A 19213-nucleotide genomic window follows, 5' to 3' on the forward strand; every position below is an offset into this window, starting at 1 on the left:
AGCCGCTCGTTTTCGGCCTCACGGACTATCGTTTGTATAAGCTAGCATCCATCCAGAATATCTCATATAAATAACAGATAGTTACTGTTTTCCCCGGAAAATAGCAACTATTGTTTGATTTCTGTGGGTGTTGGCGTCAGACGATGTTTCAACGCTCGAAAAATAGTTGCACTGTATCGATATGGTTCTCGAGGGCCCCTCTAGAGGGTCTTATCAACCGAATAAGCCGGTCGACGGTCGACGAGAAAGGATGGCAAAACGAGTGTCCAACCGCGCGAGCGATCAGGCGACGGGGTTGCCGACGTTGTCCGAATCGGATTGATTGGGGTCGTTCGCGTCTACCTCGGCCAGCGTGATGACGTTCTCTCGGCCGAGCGAGGTCTTCTCGATCGTGCCGTTGTCGTGCATCTTCGAGAGCGTGCGGCTGACTTTCGACTTCGACCAGCCGGTTTCGTCTGCGATCTCGTGTTGTCGGATGCGGCCGTGGTTCTCGACGAGCAATCGGACGACTTGGCCCTCGTCGCTCAGAAGTTCGGGCGGCGTTTCGGCGGAGACGACGCTCTCGTAGGCGGGTGACTCCGTCGCCGGCGGTTCGTCTTCCGGGGGGGCCTCGCGGCGGTCGTCCTCGGACGGGCGCTGGGGCGAAACCGAAACCTCCCGATCGGAGAGGGCAGTTGTCACCCGGACCCCGACGAGTGCGGCGATCAGGACGAACAGGACCACGATCAGAGCCGACTCCCACACGGAGATCGACCGGACGAGCTGTATCAGTGGCATGTCTCCGACGGAGGTGACGGTAATTTCGACGACGTGGGCTGTCGACCCGTCCGGAACGGCGAGGTGAGATCCCGAATCCAGGACGGTATCGGTAGCTCGAGTCGAGTCAGTACGGCGTGAGCAACGCTGCTATCGGGCTGTAAGCTGGACACCATAGTTTCGCCATGTGCTGATCGCGCGGGGCCGAACGTGTTGTTTCGACATCACGCTGATCATACTATGTACCGGACCTATAGCACCTTCATTATGGGTTTATACAGCTTCGTTTAACAGGCTGCTAACGCGCGAGCGGGCCGAAATCGGCGAACGAGTGGGATACGGGCGTCTCGAGACTTCCTTCGTGGAATCTCGAAACGGGTGAGCGCGAGACAACTGTTTATCTGCGGTATAGTAAACCGCTCGAGCCTGCTTGTCGAGTCTGACGCCGGTTCCACGAACGCGGGACCACGGGGAGTGGTTCCGTCGCACGATCGCGTGCGCTGGACCTGCAACGAGAGAGACTCATGACTCCTACAATTAGCGATACAGAAGAACGAACTGGCGAGCAAGAGACCGACGGACCGGTCAACCCCGGCCAGGACAGCGCGTCGCTCGATCACGTTCGGGAGACGGCAGCGGACAAACCGACTATCTGCGTGGTCGGGCTCGGCTACGTCGGGCTGCCGCTCGCGGTTGGATTCGCCGAATCCGACTACCGCGTGATCGGTTTCGATGTCGACGACACGACCGTCGAAACCCTGCGAGACGGCACCGACACGACCGGCGACTTGAGCGACGAGGCGGTCCAGAACGACGAGCTCACCTACACCTCCGATTCGGCGGCGGTGAGCCGGGCGGAGTACGTCATCATCGCGGTCCCGACGCCGGTGCGGGACGACGACCGACCAGACCTCAGCTTCGTCGAGAGCGCGGCGACCACCGTCGGCTCGAAGATCGAGACGGGCACGACGGTCATCCTCGAGTCGACCGTCTACCCCGGCACGACCCGCGAGGTACTCGTCCCGGCGATCGAACGCGCCTCCGGGATGACCGCAGGCGAGGATTTCTCGGTCGGCTACTCGCCGGAGCGAGCGACGCCCGGCGACGCGGAACACGGGCTCGAGGACGTCGTCAAAGTCGTCAGCGGACAGGACGAGGAGGTCCTCGAGGACGTGGCGACGCTGTACGAGTCGATCGTCGATGCCGGGGTCCACCGCGCGCCGGCGATCGAAGTCGCCGAGGCGTCGAAAGTCGTCGAGAACTCACAGCGCGATCTCAACATCGCGTTCGTCAACGAGCTCTCGATCGCGTTCGAGCACATGGACGTCGACACGCAGGCGGTGCTCGATGCCGCGAGCACGAAGTGGAACTTCCACGGTTACCGGCCGGGACTGGTCGGCGGCCACTGTATTCCGGTCGATCCGTACTTCTTTACCTACCGGTCGGCCCAGGAAGGGTTCGATCCCGAACTGATGGAGACGAGTCGGAAGGTAAACGAATCGGTGCCCGACCACGTCGCCGATCTGACGATCAAGGCACTCAACGACTGTCAGAAGGCACTCAGCACGAGTCGCGTGCTCGTCCTCGGACTGGCGTACAAACCCGGCGTCGGGGACATTCGGAGCTCGAAAGTCGCCGACGTTATCGAGTCGCTCGAGGAGTACGACATCGATATCGAAGGCTACGACCCGTTCGCGGACAACGACGCCGTGAGAGATGCCTTCGGCATCGACGTACAGGAGACGCTGTCGTTCGAGGGCTTCGACGCGATCTTGCTCGCGACACCCCACGCGGAGTTCGAACACATCGACCTCACCGCCGTCGCCGACGAAGTCGCCGACGATCCGGCTCTCGTCGACGTGATGGGCGCACTCGAGCACGACGCGGCGACGGCTGCGGGCTTCGAGTATCGGAAGCTATGACTGATTGGGGGGACACAGCCGTCGTCGGGGGAATCGACCTGGGGAAGCCGTGGATCCAAACTGCTGTCTCAGTGCGGCAGACGGCCTCGCGTTGGGAACCGGCCGCTCGAGCGGGTTCCGTCCCCACCGAAAGCACTGCGTTCACCAACGAGGGAGACCACGAGTGAAAGTCATCGTCACGATCCAGCATCCGGGTCACGTCCACTTCTTTCGCAACGCCGTCGCGGAACTCGACTCGCGCGGGCACGATGTCTTCGTGTTCGCACGCGAGAGCGAAGTCGCGACCGACCTGCTCGAGGCCTACGGGATCGAATACGAACTACTGGCGGGCGAATCCGACTCGATGCTCTCGCTCGCGACCGTCCAGGCGACCTACGAGGCGCGGTTGCTCCGTCGCGCGCGCCGGATCGAACCGGACGTGATCACCGCCATCGGCGGCGTCGCGGCGGCTCACGTGGCGACGCTCCTGCGGACGAAGAGCCTGGTGTTTTACGACACGGAGCACGCGACGCTCATCCAGCGGCTGGGGTATCCGTTCGCCGACGTCATCTGCACCCCCGAGTGTTACCGCGGGGAGATCGGCGACAAGCAGGTCACCTATCCCGGCTACCACGAACTCGCGTATCTGCACCCCGACCGGTTCGACCCCGATCCGGCCGTTCTCGAGGCCGTCGGACTGGCGCCCGAGGAGACCTTCGCCGTCGTCCGCCTGAGCAGCTGGGACGCCTCTCACGACGTCGGACAGGGCGGGTTCGCCGACCCCCGAGCGGTCGTCTCGCGTCTCGAGGACGCCGGTGCAACGGTCTTGCTCACGGCGGAAGGCGACCCGCCGCCGGATCTCGACCCCTACGAGTTCACCGCACCGCCGGAGCGGATGCACGATCTGCTCGCGTTCGCCGACCTGGTCGTCGGCGAGGGGGCGACGACCGCGGCCGAAGCCGCCGTGCTCGGGACCCCCTCGGTCTACGTCAACTCCCAGTCGCTCGGCTACACGAGCGAACTCGAGGAAGAGTACGGCCTCCTGTTTGCGTTCAACGGCGACGATCGCCACGCTCGCTCCCTCGAGAAGGCGGTCTCGATCCTCGAATCGACGACGGCAGAGACCGACAGGTGGAAGCGACGACGCGAACGTCTGCTCGAGGAACGCATCGACGTGACGTCTCTGATCGTCCAGCAAATCGAATCGGCGGCGCGCGCGACCAACGCGGATCGGTCCGCCGTCGCCACGAACCACGGATAGCAATGAAGGTACTACAGTTGGTTACGTCCCCGCGGCCGTTTTTCGAACAGCAGGTGTCGGTTCTCGAAGATCGCGGCGTCGAGTGTACGGTTCTCGGCGTTCCGGGCGAGTACGACGGTGATGCGGGCCGAACGCCCCTCGAGTACGCACGATACTACCCGAAGATCCTCTCGCAGGTCCGAGCGACCGACTTCGATCTGGTCCACGCGAACTACGGCCTCACCGCCCCGTTCGCGCTCGCACAGCCGCTCCGACCGGTCGTGCTCACCCTGTGGGGAACCGACCTGATGGGCGACCACGACTGGCTCCGCGCGGTCAGTCGGCTCGGCGCCCGCCGATCTGACGCCGTGATCGCCCCGAGTCGGGCGATGGCCCGGCGACTCGAGACGGACCACGAACTGATCCCCTTCGGTGTCGACACGGACCTGTTCAGACCAATATCTCAGATTCGCGCGCGCGAGCGGGTCGGCTGGGAGACTGACCGACCGATCGCGCTCTTTCCGTACGACGAGGAGCGCTCGGTCAAGGACGTCTCCCGCGCTCGCGAGCTCGTCGAGCGGACGAATGCGGACCTAGAGTTGCGGACGGTACACGGCGTCGACCACGAGCGAATACCAGACTACATGAACGCGAGCGACGTCCTCCTCGTCACCTCGAAGCGCGAGAGCGGGCCGATGGTCGTCAAAGAGGCCGCCGCGTGTAACCTACCGGTCGTCTCGACTGCGGTCGGGTTCGTCCCCGAGACCGTCGGCGACGTGTCGAACTGCGTCGTCAGCGATCGCGACGAGGACCTGATCGCCGGACTCACGACCATCGCCGAGGAGCGTCCGCTCTCGGACGGCCGCGAGGCGATCGACGGCCTCAGCCTCGAGTCGATGGGCGAATCGATCGTCTCTCTCTATCGGACCGTCCTCGAGACGGACGGATCGGCGCGAGCGAGCGGAGGTGTCGCGCGTGGGTCTTAGGTCGCTCTCCGAGCACCGACCGTTTCGACTCGATACAGTCGCTGCGATCGCCGGCCTCCTGATCGCGCTGGCGCTGTTACCCCTACAGCTGCTCGTCTCCGAAGTCTACCTCGAGACGGTGCCGATCGTGCTCGCGCTTGCCTGCGGGTTGTATCTCGTCTCGTTGTACCAACAGACCGACGCGGACGCCTTGCCGGCGCTGCCCTCGAGCGTCGCGATGACCCTGCCGTCGATCGTCCTCGTCGGCCTCTCGGCCATGGTGGTACTGCCGGTTATGCAGGGCGAGCGGACCATCCACTTCTTCGCGCTCTCGGCGATCGTCGGGACGCTCGTGCTCCTCCAGATCCTCTGTACCGCCGATCGAGACTTCAACCGGGGCGTCGTGCTCCTCCAGATCGTGCTGTTCGCGATCGTCTTCCGCTTTACCGCCCTGTACGTGACGCCCGGCTACATCGGCATCGACGTCTGGACGCACATGGAGTTCGTCGAGCAGATTCGGGACGCGGAGATGCTCGGCGCGATCTCCCACGACAAACACTACGGCTCGCCGTTTTACCACTTGCTGGTCGTCGCGAGTTCGTTCATCTATGATATCCCGCTTCGCGGAGCGCTGTATCTCTCCGTGGGAGTCGTCATGCCGCTCTCGGTCGTGCTCGTCTACGCGACGGCAAACCTGCTCGTCTCCGCGCGGTGGGCGACGCTCGCGACGGCGCTCTTTGCCTTCGCCAACTACGTCTCGATGTGGGGGATGCAACTCATCCCGACCAGTCTCGGGCTGTTGTTCTTCCTCGGCATGCTGTACGCGCTGATCCGGGTCATGCGCGTCGAGTACACCGGCCGGGACTTCTCGCTTTTGATCCTCTTTAGTATCGCGATCATCCTCACACATCAGGTGTCGACGTTCATCATGCTTGTCTTGCTGCTGGCCGCGTTCGCCGCACAGCTGATCTTCGTGGTCGGTCCCGTCGGACTGGCGCGACTCGACACCAGCGTGTTCCGCGCGAAGAAACCGGTCAACCTGATCGGACTCGTCGTCTTCAACTTCGGACTGACGATCTTCATCTGGTCGCTGACACCCTACGGCGAGAACTCGTTCCTCGGAACGGTGTTGCAGTTCTTCACCGAAACCCTCGAGGAAAGCGCCGGCTTCCTGAACATCGCGGGCGGCTCGACCGGCGGGGCGGCGAGCGGGGCAGAGGCCGGGACGACGCTGCTCGAGCAGGTGTTGCCGTACATCGACAACCTCGGGTTCCTGCTCTTGCTCTGTGTGACCTTCGCCGGGTGTCTGTACGTCGTCCATAGACGGCGGGCCGAGCAGTCGGTCTTCACGCTGTTGATCGGTGCAGCGGTCATGCTCGTGTTCATACTCGTCCTGCCGATGTTCGGGATCCGGAACTTCATCCCGACCAGGTGGTTCGCGTTCCTGTTTGCGCCGATGGCGATCCTCGGCGCGATCGGACTCCGTTCGCTCAACCGAAACCTGTCGCCGCGGATCGTCGTCAGCGTCCTGCTGGTGTTCGCACTCGTCTACCCGGGCGCGATGATCGTCGCCGTCGAGAGCAACGCCGAGAATCCGATTTTCTCGGACCAGCACGAACGCCTCGCCTACGACGAGTCGGAACTGGCCGCAGTCGAATCGATCGGCGACCTGACCGGCTCGCCCGACGGGAGCGAAATCCGACCTGATCAGCAGTTGTACACGGATCATCCGTACCAGACGGTGTTCAGTCGGACGAGGGCGTATCCGTCGACGGAACCCGCGACGATACCCGAGAACGGATCCGTCCAGCATCGGTACACGGTCTATCGAACGGCCCAATCGGCCGACGCGACGTACTTCGTGGACGAAAACGGTCAGGAGCGACAGGCCTCCGTCTCCGAACACCAACTCTGTCGACCCGGACAGGCGGTCGTGTACACCAACGGCGACGTCTCGCTGTGTACGCCGTCGCCCGTGACGAACTCGGCCTGAACCACCGCGGGCTCGAGTGAGCCGACCTGAAGTCGGTCCGATCGGCCGTTCGTTTTCTCGATCGTATCGACGAACCGCTCGAGTCCAGATACTACCCACACGAACCGATCGACGCCCCCTCCTCTGACCGTCGGTGTGTCACCTTCACAGAGGAAGCTGGTGAATCGACAGAGAGCATTGGGGTAGACATTCGTAGTGACGCTTCGAATGAGCCCAATCGCTTGGCTATCAGCGATTCGGCGAAAACTGAAACCGGAATCGTCCGAAAATGGTGCAGTGAGCTACCTGATATAGCGACAGCAGACGATTGCCGTCTAGCGATTCACCAGAGCCCCAGAGGCCGACCGAGCGGCTGTTCGAGCTACCAAAGTACTGTTCCCACGAGGCGCTCAGACGACGACTGATCGGCTTTGACGCCGCGAGCAGAGCCCTCGGCACGGTGGCATCGATCGTGTCCAGTCTCTCGAGCACCCTCGAGGCGTTGCACAACGGACCCTTCGTCCCTCGACCCGCCGAATCGATTCCAGAGTGCTGAGAATCCTCCGAATCACGGTCGCTACAGGATCACACTCCGATCGTCAGACGTCGCCTGCTCGTCCCAGAACGAGACTGAGTCCCCGCCGTCGGGGCGGTGAATACGCGAATAGTGTGGCCTGGTACCGAGGCTCTCTTAGCCTGTTTATAGGGCGTCTCCGACGCGACTTACTGGCTCGATCGACGCGCTCGGTCTTGAATCGCATCGCTCGCTGTCGTCGACGAATCACCCGCGAAACCGTTCGATCCCCGGCGGAAACGCGAGACTCGCACGAAGATGCTCGCGTTCAGTTACCCCGTTACGCTCGAGAACGGTTACCTGTAGTCCGGACACGACCGCCGTACGCTCGAGAACGGAAGCGGATGTCTATAGCTCGCTGGAGTACTGGAAAACCGATTTTTACGCAAAACAACGCGGTCGACGAACGCTGAGAGCTGGTGGCCGTCGGGTGAGCCTTATTCCACTTCGATCGGAAGCCGAAGGGACTCGTCGGCGTTTTCGGGCGTCGGATTCGCCGGCGGCTCCCCGGTGTACAACAGGAGTGTGAGCCGCCGATTGTCACCTGCCGACGGCGGCGTGACCTCGAGCGATTCGTTTCGGGTTTCGCCGTCGGCGACGCTGATCGATTCGTTGGTAAGGGCCGTCCGCTCTATGACCGACGCCGAGTTCTCGCCCCCGTCGCCGTACTCGACCTGTTCGAAGAGCGCGACCACGGTGTAGGTCTGATCGCTGTGTTCCTGGTTCGTGATCGAGAACGGAACGGTGTACGGCTCGCCGGCGGTCGCCGTCGAGTCGTACACTGTCTGCATCTCACCGTCTAGCTCCGATCCCTGGACCGAAAACTCGGTGAAGCCGTCGTGCTGAACTGGATTCGCGACGGCGAATCCGGCGCTCGCGACGAGCAGGGCTAGTCCCAACGTGAGGGCGACGTTGTACGGCCGAGTATTCGTCTTCGTGTACGGTGACGACTGGTCCCCACCAGTTAGCATGGGTAAGACTAACATGTTCGACGGAACGAACCGATTCGAGGGTGGAACGCGGTACCGAGAGACGATCGCCACGAGGGTGAGACAGACCGTCAGTATTGAAACCCCGAGGAGCACCGGTCTGGAGGTGATACCCCATGGGGTTACGGTCGCAATGAGGGGTACCACGGGGACGAATGCGACGCTAAACGCGATCGACAGAATGAGACGCTCAATCGGCTCAATTCCCCCGCTGAGCAGCACCGCTCGTCCGAGCCCAGTTCGTTCGTCGTCGAACGACCGCTGATCGTCGCCGACCGTATCCGGAAACAGGATAGCGACGAGTGCGTATCCGGGGAAGAACACGACGAGCGGAATGGCCAGTAGAATCCGCAGATAGCCCGAAATCCCCGCGAACAGTCCGATCGTGATGGCACCGGTACCCGCGACGACGAGCGCAAGGTCGAGAAACCACCAGTTGGTGTCACTCATACACGGCTGAACGGGCCGAACACGGTTTATTATCACTCCCGTAAGCCCGGAAAATCAGGGCTATTTGGGGGTCGATCTTCGACTTCTTATAAGATATCTGGTGAGTGTTTTGCAGATAAGAGTTTCGCCGGTTCTGTACCGTTTCAAAATCGGAAATGGCCGTAAATTCGGTAGGAAGGTTACTATATTTATTCCCGTCCGCAGGAAACATGTTGGAATGTTGGTGGTTTGTGGGAATCCAAACGCAGAATCTGTGTGGTCTACCGGCAGGGGTAGGAGTTGAGACTGGTCTTCTCAATGCACAGAGGCAATATCGGTTTGAGTCAATTACATCACATCACGTCTTCCTCCCATCATCACTGTCTCACTCAAGGAGGGGAACAGCATCGGTCCACAGTCGTTGGAAGTACTGCTCAAACTCGGAGACTACCTGCGAATCTTTGATCCCGATCACACCGATCCTGTCTTCACCAGATACTGGATGTAGCACATCGATCGTCGTCTCCACATTGTCCACGATATCAAACGAAAGCGCAATCTCAGGAGTCGTTCTGACAGTTATGTCTGCGGGCTGTTTTTTAATTAGATGTGGGAATCGGTCGGGGAGTACGGTAACTGCTTTTTCACTGAAGAGGAGGTCAACAGACAAATCCGTATTAGCACCCTCGAAAAAGCCTTCCACTTCAGATTGGAGTGTCTCCCACGTCGCATCCTCGTAGGGAGGCCCGACAGTTGCTTTGACAACATTCTCCGCGGTTCGCATATGCTGCTGGAGCGCTGTACTCATTTCGTCACTCCCGAGCGATCCAAGCCAGAAACTACTCTCTGTTGGTGGTGTCGGCAAAAGGTTCGAACGAACTGTTTCTGCTTTCTCGCGGTAACGATCCCACTCTTGTTTCAGTTCATACGTTCGTTCAGCCAGAAGCCTGTCGACGACGGTTTCTGGCTGTACGGCCACGTACCGATTTGGGTCGCTTGACTGTCTCCAGATCAACTTGCGAGCTTCAAGGCCGTTTAGTACGTCGTAGATACGGCCTTTTGGGACTCCACTAGTATCAGAGAGTTCAGCTGCCGTCACTGCTCCTGTTACGAGAAGGGTTCGATAGGCCTTCTCCTCGTAACTTGAGAGTCCAAGCTCGCCCAATTCCGTCATGCTTTGTCATTGTGCCTCCAAACAAATTGTAAGTGCTGTTTTGTTTCAATAGTCGTATCTCGGGGGCTTCGAGACCTAACGATATGCATCCATACGTACTGCTCGCTGGTGCAATACTCTCCGAATTATTCGGGACAACTGCCCTCAAACTCTCGGAGGGATTTTCACAACCGGTTCCCAGTATTGGGGTTGTCCTCGGATATGGGGCAGCGTTCTATCTACTATCCCTGACGTTAGAGGAATTACCGATGGGTGTCGTCTATGGGACATGGGCAGCATTGGGTATTGTCGGTGTGGCAGGTATCGGGGCCGTTGTTTTTGATGAACCAGTTGATCTGGCAGGCCTTCTCGGAATTGGCCTCATTATCGGTGGCGTCTACTGCGTCAACGTGTTGTCACAGATGTCTGCCCACTAAGATGGTGGGCACCGGGCCTGTGTGAACCGCCGCGGGGTCAAGCCCCGAGGCTTCCCGTGGGTTAGTCGGACACTCCCTCGAGACCATCGGTATGATATCCTGTAGCGGTGTCGTGGGTCACGGTCGGGGCGTCCACGGCCCCCGATGCCTGCCGTCGCACCGTCCGCACTTGGGGAAGGCTGTTGAGAGCAGGCACATTCCAGTCCTGATGCTTCTCGATGCCTTTCACGGCGATGTTGACGCTTGCACCTCGGTCGCTGTGGTCTTGATGCCCGCACGACCGACATTTGAACCGTTTCTTGTTTCGGTTCGCTCGAGCCGTGTGTCCGCACATCGGACACCGTTGGCTCGTGTACGCAGGATCAATCCACGCAGTCGGGATGCCCTCGAACGCCGCCTTGTACGACGTATAGAACTGAAGAGCGCGGAATGGGAGGTGGTGCAAACGTCGGTTCATCCGCGTGCCGTAGTCGATACTGTCGCACATTTCTTTGAGGTCTTCAAAGACGATGCACGCCGTCTCGAACTGACGGCTCCACTCCACGATGTGCCGAGATACCTTGTGGAGTCGGTCGCGGACAAACCGTTCTTCGCGCCCTTCGAGCGTGTCGTGAGTACTGTCTTTCCCCGCGTTCTGGACGCGCTTCCGCATCGTGAAGTAGCGGTGGCGCTCGAACTTGATTTCGGGGAAGTCGATAACCAGCGTGTCCTCTACGCCATCCTCGGAGAGTACGGTGAGAGCCACGTTGTCCTCGTTCACGTCCACACCGACAACCGTCCGTGAGTTCTGCTTGTTCCGAACGGTCTGCTCGGTGTTGGTGACGTTGACGTGCAACTCGGGGTTGTCGTTGTGGAATAGGGCTTCTGTCGTCCCAATCTTGCACACGTCGCTTGTGAGCGCGGTCTTGAGAATGTCGAGGTTGGCGTCGTCGCCTTCGAGGACGCCCTTGACGTGCTTGTAGGGCTTTGCGCTGATGCGGAACGCCACATCTCCGTCGTCGGTGAGCGACAGATTGTACCCTTCCTCGTAGTTGGCTCGGAGCGGGTACGTTCCGTCTTTGTGTGACTCGGGAGTCCGAAGTCGTCGTACTCGTAGTAGTTCTCCATCGCACCGAGGGCTTTCGCAACGACGCGCTGAGTCGTGTTCTTCACGAGGTCGGCGTCGTCGCCACGCGGTCGGGAATTGCGTCCCAGTCCACGCCTTCTTTGGCGAGACGGATGGTTTCGTTGTAAACCGAGCGGGCTTCGAGCGCGGCGTCGTACAACAGACTCTCGTTGTCACTCTGAATGTCAAGTTGGAAGTCTAGTGTCTTGACGAGGGCCTGTTCGTCGGTCATTCTTCGTCTTGTTCGGTGGGTTCTGAGGTTCGGACGACTTTCACGTCGGCTCCACGCCAGCGTTTGGGGACGGTGACGTGGGCGCTGTTCCCGAACGGTTTGACCTCGCCGTCGAGAACTTCCTCGCCGTCGATTTCAAAGCGATTCGCCATACCTGTGTATATCCTTTGGATATACTTAACTGTATCGGTGGAATAGGTTCGATATGGGAGAGAAGCGGTCGAATCACACGGTGTACTACGTCAATTACCACTTCATGTGGTGTCCAAAATACCGCCACGCGATTCTCGAACCAATCGAGGACTCGCTGGAAGCGAGTTTCCGCGACGTGTGTGACGAGTACGGCTACGAGATACTGTCGCTCCACATCTCACCCGACCACACACATCTGTTCCTCACCGCCCACCCAAAACACGCTCCGAGCGAGATTGTGCGAACGGTCAAGAGCATCACGGCGCGGGAGATGTGGGAACAACACGAGTCGTTCTTGGAGGAGGACCTGTGGGGCGGAGGATTTTGGGAGGAATCGTACTACGTGGGAACGGCGGGAGATGTTTCGACCGACACGATTGAGCAATATATCGAGCGAACGGAACACGTTTAACGGAGCTTACGGCCTTCACCCTCGGGGTCAAGTCCCGAGGCACTCGGCCTGCTCCGACTGTAGAAACAACCGAAAAGTGGCACTGTGTTCCAACATCTTGTTCGTCCGCTCTTGAGTTGTTGTTCTCCAACGATGTCAAACAGGTATGATGTAATCATCGCTGGGGCAGGTCCAGCGGGGGCGCAGTGTGCACGAGATCTAGCTGACCGTGGGTACGATGTTGTCGTCCTAGAAACCGAAGCAGAAGATGAATTCCCAGCTCAAAGTAACAAATCTACCGGCGGAACGTTTGCGTCAATGATGACCTCCTTCGGCATCCCGGATGACGTCGTTATGCACGCGACTGAATCAGTAGTTCTTGAATCTCCAAATGAACACTTTATCCAGGACCAGCCGGGCTTTGTCTTGGACTTCGAGGCGTTCAAGAAGTTCCTTGTCGAGGATGGTCGTCACAAGGGTGCTGAGTATCGGTTTGATGCTCGTGTTCGTGACCCGATCGTCGAAGATGGTGATCTCGTTGGTGTCCGTTATAACCGTGACCAGGAGGTCTTTGGCGAAATCGTTATTGATGCTACGGGTCCGGCTGCGCCACTGGCTAAAGATCTGGGGATAGCCAATCTTGAGCGGGAGAACCACGCGATTGGTATTGAATACTTATTCGAAGGCGTCGATCTCAATCATCCCGAGTTCCCCCATGTTACTGGAACACCCGATGACTGAGAGGGGTTTCGCTACTAATTTATCTGGCCCACAAGATGACATACATTAGATGTTTTCGACGTTTGATAGCGAGAGTAGCGCGCAGGCCTCGCGGCAAGAATTTCGGTTCGAGAGCCGTTCGTTCACGGCATGGGGTCGTGACACGTACGATCTCGCAGATCGTGTAACAAATCGGGCGGTTGGTCTCTCGAGAGTACGGATTCTCGAGTCGCCGGAGAACTGAACAAATCGTGTAGGACCGCCGAACTGTTTTTCGGATACCGACCGAAATCCGCCATCCGATTTAAATATTGGGTCTGCATACCGCTTGCCATGCGTAACTTAGTGACGGGGTTGGTCGGCCTGACCGGCCCAGCAGCATCGGCAGATTCGTCGACGGAATCTGGACCTAACGAGACCGAGGAAACGACCGTCGGCGGCCATACCGGCAACTGGGAGGACGTCGACGGTGCGTTGGTCGACCCGACCGGCGATGTCGAGCGCGTTTCAGCGGAAACGCCGTTCGGAGAGGCAACCGCCGAGTCGATCATCGTGAGCTACCTACAGGGGTCGACCGACCCGATTTTCGTCATCGACGCCGAGGGGAACTTCACCCACTCGAACGCGGAGTGTCGCGACCTCTTCGGGCGCGTTCCCGGCGAGCTGCTCGAGAAGAACCTCTTCGATCTCGACGAGGCCGACAACTCCGTGATGAAAGAGGTCCTCGAGACCGAAGAGTCGATCCAGAACTTAGAGGGCGTCGTCGAGGTCGACGGCGAGACGATCTACGTTAGCCGAACGTTCTTCCCGCTTTTCGATGCCGACGGCGAACTGACCGGGGCGATCGAGATCAACCGCAACGTGTCCGAACGCGTCGAGGCGGTCAATCGCCAGGAGACCTTAGAGCAGTATCAGGCCTACCAACAGGAGGTCGTCGAGTCGTTCCAGGGATGGATGGACAGGCTCAGCGACGGCGATTTCACGATCGACCCGACGGTTCCGGAGCCCGAGGGCGACTCCGAGGAGGTACAGGAAGCCTACGATCGGTTCTCGACGATGGCCGCGGACCTCTCGACGGCGGTCGACGCCATTCACGACGCCCTCGCGGAAGTGCGACACAATTCGGCGCAGTTGAGCGAGATCAGCGACACCCTCGTCGACGCGGCCGAGGAGACCTCGAGCGCGACCGTCGAGATCGATCGGGCGAGCCGGGCCGTCGATTCGAAAACGAGCGAGCAGGCCGAGCAGGCGGCCGTCGCCGAGGAAAACGTCTCGAACCTCTCGGCAGCGATCGAGGAGATCACGGCGAACGCGGGCACCATCGAGCAGCGGGCGTCGGAGGCGAGCGACCGCACGGATCAGGGCGCGACCGACGCCGAAACGGCACTCGAGCGCATGGCGGAATCGATGTCGGCGTCAGAGGAGACGGTAACGAAGATCCAGACGCTCCAGGAACGGATGGGAACCATCGGGGAGATGGCGGAACTCGTCGGCGACATCGCCGACCAGACGAACCTGCTTGCGGTCAACGCCAACATCGAAGCGGCGCGCGCCGACGGCACCGGCGATCGGTTCGCAGTCGTCGCCCAGGAGATAAAGCGCCTCGCCGACGAGTCCAAAGAGACCGCCGAGGGGATCTCGAGCGACCTTGAGGGGATACAATCGGATGTCGCCGATACCGTCGAAACGGTCGAACGGAGCAACAGTACGATCGAGACGAGCGCCGAGGCCGTCGACGGCATCGTCGATCACATCGACGAAATCGACGACGCGGTGCGTGAAACGGACCAGGGAATCCAGAACATCGCCCGCGCGGCCGAGGATCAGGCGGCCGACGCACAGGCCGTCCAGGACATCGTGACCGATCTCTCGGAGCGCAGCGCCGAGATCGACGACCGGATGGACGCCGTCTCGACGAACATCGACCAGCAGACCGAGACCATCGACCGGATGGCCGAGATCTCGGAGTCGATCGACGAGATGGCCGCCGAAATGGAGACGCGCCTCGACCGGTTCGACCTCGAGACCGCCGGAAGCGGACCGGATTCGGCCGCCCCGTAGCCGTCGTAGGCCCGAAGGTATCGAAGCCACGCCCGTGTGAGCCACGCAGCAGTCGGGCGTGAGCCACGTAGCCATCGGAGATCACGCAACTGTTGAAGGCTACACAGCGTCGAACCGTTATAGACGGTTTCGATACCGCCTCATCGTCGTCCACCCGAAGAACGAGGCCATCGCGATCACGGCCGATACGGCTCCGAATCCGCTGGTTGGAAGCGTGCGCCTCGAGAGGACGACCGTCACGGAGTCTCGCTCGCCGCTCTCGAGAATCGCGCTCTCTGCGGATCCCGATCCCGCCCCGTCCGCTTTTGCTTCGATCGTGTAGCGCTCTCCCGTTCCGGGCACCGTCACCGCGAGCGTTCCGTTCCCGTCGGTCCGCTTCGTCGATTCGAACGCCGCTCTCGAGCCACGCGCGATCGACAGCGACGCGTTCTCGACGGGGTCGCCGTCGCCCGTTTCGGCGGTGATCTCGAGGGTCGCGTTCCCATAGAGCGCGTACGATTTGGTGACCGAGTCGGCATCCGCCTCGAGCGAGAGCGAGGCGGTTTCGGGTTCGTAGCCGTCGGCGGCTATCTGCAGGTCGTACTCGCCCAGCGTCGGGACGTGCCCGGCGACGTAGGTTCCGTTTTCGACGTGGGTCGCAGTGTACGTTCCGTGTTCGCCGACGAATTCGACCGTCCCGGCGTCGATTCCGGTCCCGAAGTGGGCGTCGGCGAGTCGTATCTCGGCCGTCCCGGAGCCAGCGAGCGCGGAATCGATCATCGTCGTCTCGTCGGCCGGAACGTCGCTCGTCTTAGTGACGCCCTCGTAGCCGTCCGCACCGATGGAGACGGTGTACTTCTGCGCGCCGGGGAGCCCCGTCACGTCGTACGCGCCGTCCGCGTCCGTCGTCGTCTCGTACTCGGTGCCGTCGGCTGCGGTCAGCGCCACCGTCGCGTCGGGGATCGGATCGCCCGTTTCGCGGTCGGTGACCGTCCCGTCGACGGTGGCGTGGGTCCCGAGCGCGTCGATCGCCGCGGAGGCGTCGACGATGCCGTGTCCGTAGCGCGTGTCGGGTTCCGTCTCGCAATCGTCCGATCGCATGCACGCGTTGTCCGGTTTTTTGGCCGTCTCTCGAAGCGCCTCGACGATTTCCTCGGCCGCGAGATCTTCCGGCGTCGCAGACTGTACGAGCGCGACCACGCCGGCGACGTGCGGTGCCGCGATGCTGGTTCCGCTTGCCGTCCGGTAGTCGTCGTCGGGGGCCGTGCTCTCGATGCCGACGCCCGGCGCGACGACGCCCGGCGTGTGGTAGGTCTCGGGCCAATCGTCCGGCGCGTCCCATCCCCACGCGTCGTCGGTCTCGATCGTTTCGCCGCTCGAGAACGGGGCGACGCCCCGGGATTCGTTCGTCGCACCCACGCTCAGCGCGTCGTAGACGTTCCCCGGCGTGAGCGAAGAGCCGTTCCCACGATTGCCGCTCGCGCCGACGACGACCGTTCCCGCGTCGTTCGCGGTCTCGACGGCGTCGATGAACGACTCGCTGTAGCGGTACCAGCCGAGGCTGATGCTGACGGCGTCGGCCTCGTGCTCGACGGCCCACTCGAGTCCCTCGAGGACGGCCGATTCGGATGTCCTGCACGTACCATCCGAACAGTCCGCGACGACAGCGCCGTGGAGGAGGGCCGCGTCAGGCGCGACGCCGATCGGCGTGCCGCGCTCCACGCCGCCGGTCGCGACGCCGGAGACCAGCGTCCCGTGGTCAGCGTAGACGGTCGGCTCGGCGGACGGATCGGTCGTGAAGTCCTTCCACCGCTCGAGGTCGATGTCGGGGTGACTGTCGTCGACGCCGGAATCGAGGACCGCAATCGTCGCGCCCTCGCCGGTCGTCCGGAACTCCTCCCAGACCGCAGAAACGTTAGTTTGCTCGAGGTTGTACGGCACGTCGTCGGTGGTACTCGAGGCGAGCGCGGCCGCGTCCGAGTCCGGCGACTGGTCGTCTCTGGCCTGCAGGACAGAGATATCCGCTTCCGGGCGAACGTGGGAAACTCGGTCGAGTTCGGCTATCCCAGCCACGGCGTCCGACGGTTCCACTCGGTCCGCGTCCACGGTCACCACCGCGGCGTTGTCGATCCAGAACCCGTGTTCGAAGCTGACGCCTGCAGTTTCGTTTGCGTACGTCTCGAGCGGCTGCTGGAGAGAATCGGCCGCTGCCCGCCGCATGGCGGCCTCGTCCTCGATCGAACGGGTCGTCGGGTCCTGGAACTCGACGACGACGGACTGCGTTCCGGTCGCGTTTTCGAGGGCCGGATCGATCGTCGGCTGGTTCGAATCGGTCTCGAGCGCATCGGTGGCTCCGACCCACTGGGGCTGTGCACCCGATAGATCGCTCTCGCTTCCACCGTCCGCAAGGGTGTCGGTTCCGGCGGCGGCCGCGGGCCCGCTTGCCATCGCGAGTGACACCGCGAGGATCACCACGAGCGTGATCGAGCGCCAGTTTCGACGTCGATCTCCACCCCTCACTGACCGTGACATTATCGAATTCGAGACAGTCCGCTCGCTTAAGAATGGGGTTACGTTGTCTCGAGTCGACAGGATGGCCGCAGAGGGGCGGCTACTCGGATCGTTCCTCGAGTTCTACCTCGGCCGCCCGCAGGAGGCTGTCGATGATTTCGGGCGTCGTCGGGTGATAGGCCCGATCCGGAATCTTACGAACGTCGAGCGCCATCTCGACGGCCAGTTGCATCGTCTTTGCCATCACGTCAGCGTGGAGGTGAAGCCCCTGGTAGCCAAGCACCGAGCCGTCCTCGGCGTTGACGACCAGCGTCGCCCGTCCTTCGGAATGGTTCTTCGACTTGAACACGCCCTCGGAGGACGCCTCGCTCGAGACGACGATGGTATCCATATCGCTCGCGCTCACCGTCGCCGGGGTGTGTCCGATCCGAGCGAACGGGTAGACGCCCAGTCCCGAGAAGATGACGTGGTGGGGGACGTTCGCGTACGCCTCGAGATCATGCCCCCGGTCGTGACGGAGCACGTTTCGCCCGGCCGCGAACCCCTGTTCCTTGGCGACGTGTAAGATCGGCTCTCTCCCGTTGACATCGCCGACCACGAACACGCGCTCGTCGTCGCGGGCCTGCATCGTCGAGCCCACCCAGCCTTCCTCGACCTCGAGTCTCGTGTTCTCGAGCCCCAGGCCGTCCACGTTGGGTCGGCGACCGGTGAAGAGATAGAGCTCCTCGGCCTCGAGCGTTTCTTCTGTGCCGTCTCGGTCGACGTGCAGGCGAACGCCGTCGGACGCGGTCGCCGTCGCGTTGCGATCCCGGTTGCTCTGATCATCGCCCGATCCGATAGCCTCGAGTCGTTTCTCGTCCGTCTCCGTGAGAATCTCTACGTCGAAGTGCTCGCGGTAGAGCTCGAGGACCGTCTCGCCGTACTCGGGTTCGAACTCGTCCAAGGGGTGCTCGTCGTGTTCGATGACCGTGACGTCGACGCCGCCGATCTCCGAGAGGTAGGGAACGAGCTCGAGGCCGATGTAGCCAAAGCCCATCACGATGGCGCTGTCGGGGAACTCGGTCGCGTCGAGGACGTCCGCGCTCGTCGAAAACGGCACGTCCTCGATGCCGGGCAGATCGGGAACGTCGACCACAGAGCCCGTCGCGATGACGACGTAATCGGGCTCGAGCGTTCGATCTCCGACCTCGAGCACGCGGTCGTCGACGAACTCGGCGGTGTCGTGGACGAACTCGACGTTCTCGCGTTCGGCGAGTTCGTGGACGTGGTCCCGGCGGTGCTGTGCGAACCCGAGGACGTGGTCGTCTTTCTGCTCGACGACGCGCTCGGGGACGACCTCGGGAACGCCCTCGAGCCGGTCGTCATGTCTGACTTGGTACCGGTGCTGTGCGGCCGAGAGAACGTCTTTCGAGGGCATACACCCCCTGAGAATACAGAGCCCCCCACCCGGTTCGCCGTCGTCTATCAGGGTTAGCTCGAGGTCGCGTTCGGGGTCCTCGTCCGCGCGGTCGATCAGTTCGTCGGCGACGGCGACGCCCGCGCTGCCGTAGCCGCCGACGATCGCGACGTGTACCATAGGATGGCTTTCGCGCCGACACAAAAAATC

The 19213-nt window shown here is 61.5% G+C and carries 14 protein-coding genes and 2 pseudogenes; 9 read left to right on the forward strand and 7 right to left on the reverse strand.

Annotated features, from left to right (window positions below):
* Window positions 1-282 precede the first annotated feature (282 nt).
* Window positions 283-777, reverse strand: coding sequence for a MarR family transcriptional regulator (locus tag EL22_RS05655; RefSeq protein ID WP_050050577.1), 495 nt, complete (start codon window positions 775-777; stop codon window positions 283-285).
* 503 nt (window positions 778-1280) lie between these two features.
* On the opposite strand from EL22_RS05655, the gene EL22_RS05660 reads away from it, so the two are divergent.
* The 5 genes from EL22_RS05660 to EL22_RS05675 are packed head-to-tail and all read left to right on the forward strand — an operon-like array spanning window position 1281 to window position 6855.
* Window positions 1281-2678 carry a nucleotide sugar dehydrogenase gene (locus EL22_RS05660; protein WP_050050578.1) on the forward strand — a complete coding sequence of 466 codons (1398 nt, stop codon included), beginning with the start codon at window positions 1281-1283 and terminating at the stop codon, window positions 2676-2678.
* Window positions 2675-2845 (forward strand): hypothetical protein, encoded by a 171-nt coding sequence (locus EL22_RS17070; RefSeq protein WP_156184065.1) that lies wholly within the window; start codon window positions 2675-2677, stop codon window positions 2843-2845. The genes EL22_RS05660 and EL22_RS17070 overlap by 4 nt, the downstream gene beginning before the upstream one ends.
* Complete coding sequence (locus EL22_RS05665) at window positions 2842-3918, forward strand: DUF354 domain-containing protein (protein ID WP_050050579.1); 1077 nt, start codon at window positions 2842-2844, stop codon at window positions 3916-3918. The genes EL22_RS17070 and EL22_RS05665 overlap by 4 nt, the downstream gene beginning before the upstream one ends.
* A gap of 2 nt (window positions 3919-3920) precedes the next feature.
* Window positions 3921-4883, forward strand: a complete 963-nt coding sequence (locus EL22_RS05670; RefSeq protein ID WP_050050580.1) for a glycosyltransferase family 4 protein — start codon at window positions 3921-3923, stop codon at window positions 4881-4883.
* Window positions 4873-6855: a DUF2206 domain-containing protein gene (locus tag EL22_RS05675; RefSeq protein WP_050050787.1), complete on the forward strand. Its 1983-nt coding sequence runs from the start codon at window positions 4873-4875 to the stop codon at window positions 6853-6855. The genes EL22_RS05670 and EL22_RS05675 overlap by 11 nt, the downstream gene beginning before the upstream one ends.
* Window positions 6856-7845: 990 nt before the next feature.
* Here EL22_RS05675 and EL22_RS05680 read toward each other — a convergent pair.
* The gene (locus EL22_RS05680; RefSeq protein ID WP_050050581.1) at window positions 7846-8847 is read right to left on the reverse strand and encodes a DUF1616 domain-containing protein; all 1002 of its coding nucleotides are present in this window, start codon (window positions 8845-8847) and stop codon (window positions 7846-7848) included.
* A gap of 364 nt (window positions 8848-9211) precedes the next feature.
* Window positions 9212-10000, reverse strand: a complete 789-nt coding sequence (locus tag EL22_RS05685; RefSeq protein WP_050050582.1) for a TrmB family transcriptional regulator — start codon at window positions 9998-10000, stop codon at window positions 9212-9214.
* 83 nt (window positions 10001-10083) lie between these two features.
* On the opposite strand from EL22_RS05685, the gene EL22_RS05690 reads away from it, so the two are divergent.
* The gene (locus EL22_RS05690) at window positions 10084-10416 is read left to right on the forward strand and encodes a multidrug efflux SMR transporter (RefSeq protein ID WP_050050583.1); all 333 of its coding nucleotides are present in this window, start codon (window positions 10084-10086) and stop codon (window positions 10414-10416) included.
* Between the two features lie 61 nt (window positions 10417-10477).
* On the opposite strand, the pseudogene EL22_RS05695 reads toward EL22_RS05690, so the two are convergent.
* Both EL22_RS05695 and EL22_RS15905 read right to left on the reverse strand, forming a co-directional pair.
* A pseudogene (locus tag EL22_RS05695) lies at window positions 10478-11753 on the reverse strand (RNA-guided endonuclease InsQ/TnpB family protein).
* The gene (locus tag EL22_RS15905; RefSeq protein WP_007540613.1) at window positions 11750-11905 is read right to left on the reverse strand and encodes a DUF2080 family transposase-associated protein; all 156 of its coding nucleotides are present in this window, start codon (window positions 11903-11905) and stop codon (window positions 11750-11752) included. The pseudogene EL22_RS05695 and the gene EL22_RS15905 overlap by 4 nt, the downstream one beginning before the upstream one ends.
* A 53-nt stretch (window positions 11906-11958) precedes the next feature.
* Between EL22_RS15905 and tnpA the strand changes: the two genes are divergently transcribed.
* The 3 genes and pseudogenes from tnpA (at window position 11959) to EL22_RS05710 (ending at window position 15117) form a co-directional block, all read left to right on the forward strand.
* Window positions 11959-12357: an IS200/IS605 family transposase gene (tnpA, locus tag EL22_RS05700; RefSeq protein WP_050050584.1), complete on the forward strand. Its 399-nt coding sequence runs from the start codon at window positions 11959-11961 to the stop codon at window positions 12355-12357.
* A gap of 132 nt (window positions 12358-12489) precedes the next feature.
* A pseudogene (locus tag EL22_RS15910) lies at window positions 12490-13047 on the forward strand (NAD(P)/FAD-dependent oxidoreductase); the annotation flags it as partial.
* A 342-nt stretch (window positions 13048-13389) separates the two neighbouring features.
* A complete protein-coding gene (locus EL22_RS05710) occupies window positions 13390-15117 on the forward strand; it encodes a methyl-accepting chemotaxis protein (RefSeq protein WP_050050585.1) in 1728 nt (575 codons plus the stop codon).
* A gap of 117 nt (window positions 15118-15234) precedes the next feature.
* Here EL22_RS05710 and EL22_RS05715 read toward each other — a convergent pair whose 3' ends face one another.
* Window positions 15235-17628 (reverse strand): S8 family serine peptidase, encoded by a 2394-nt coding sequence (locus EL22_RS05715; RefSeq protein ID WP_082146687.1) that lies wholly within the window; start codon window positions 17626-17628, stop codon window positions 15235-15237.
* Window positions 17629-17707: 79 nt separating this feature from the next.
* Window positions 17708-19183: an NAD(P)/FAD-dependent oxidoreductase gene (locus tag EL22_RS05720; RefSeq protein WP_050050587.1), complete on the reverse strand. Its 1476-nt coding sequence runs from the start codon at window positions 19181-19183 to the stop codon at window positions 17708-17710.
* Between the last annotated feature and the right edge of the window lie 30 nt (window positions 19184-19213).

It is taken from the genome of Halostagnicola sp. A56 (assembly GCF_000691505.1).
GTDB lineage: Archaea > Halobacteriota > Halobacteria > Halobacteriales > Natrialbaceae > Halostagnicola.

Bases quoted from the DNA above. Each gene is read 5' to 3' on its own strand.
- EL22_RS05655 (WP_050050577.1), bottom strand. From the start codon at position 777: ATGCCACTGATACAGCTCGTCCGGTCGATCTCCGTGTGGGAGTCGGCT.
- EL22_RS05660 (WP_050050578.1), top strand. From the start codon at position 1,281: ATGACTCCTACAATTAGCGATACAGAAGAACGAACTGGCGAGCAAGAG.
- EL22_RS17070 (WP_156184065.1), top strand. From the start codon at position 2,675: ATGACTGATTGGGGGGACACAGCCGTCGTCGGGGGAATCGACCTGGGG.
- EL22_RS05670 (WP_050050580.1), top strand. From the start codon at position 3,921: ATGAAGGTACTACAGTTGGTTACGTCCCCGCGGCCGTTTTTCGAACAG.
- EL22_RS05680 (WP_050050581.1), bottom strand. From the start codon at position 8,847: ATGAGTGACACCAACTGGTGGTTTCTCGACCTTGCGCTCGTCGTCGCG.
- EL22_RS05685 (WP_050050582.1), bottom strand. From the start codon at position 10,000: ATGACGGAATTGGGCGAGCTTGGACTCTCAAGTTACGAGGAGAAGGCC.
- EL22_RS05690 (WP_050050583.1), top strand. From the start codon at position 10,084: ATGCATCCATACGTACTGCTCGCTGGTGCAATACTCTCCGAATTATTC.
- EL22_RS15905 (WP_007540613.1), bottom strand. From the start codon at position 11,905: ATGGCGAATCGCTTTGAAATCGACGGCGAGGAAGTTCTCGACGGCGAG.
- tnpA (WP_050050584.1), top strand. From the start codon at position 11,959: ATGGGAGAGAAGCGGTCGAATCACACGGTGTACTACGTCAATTACCAC.
- EL22_RS05710 (WP_050050585.1), top strand. From the start codon at position 13,390: ATGCGTAACTTAGTGACGGGGTTGGTCGGCCTGACCGGCCCAGCAGCA.
- EL22_RS05715 (WP_082146687.1), bottom strand. From the start codon at position 17,628: ATGTCACGGTCAGTGAGGGGTGGAGATCGACGTCGAAACTGGCGCTCG.
- EL22_RS05720 (WP_050050587.1), bottom strand. From the start codon at position 19,183: ATGGTACACGTCGCGATCGTCGGCGGCTACGGCAGCGCGGGCGTCGCC.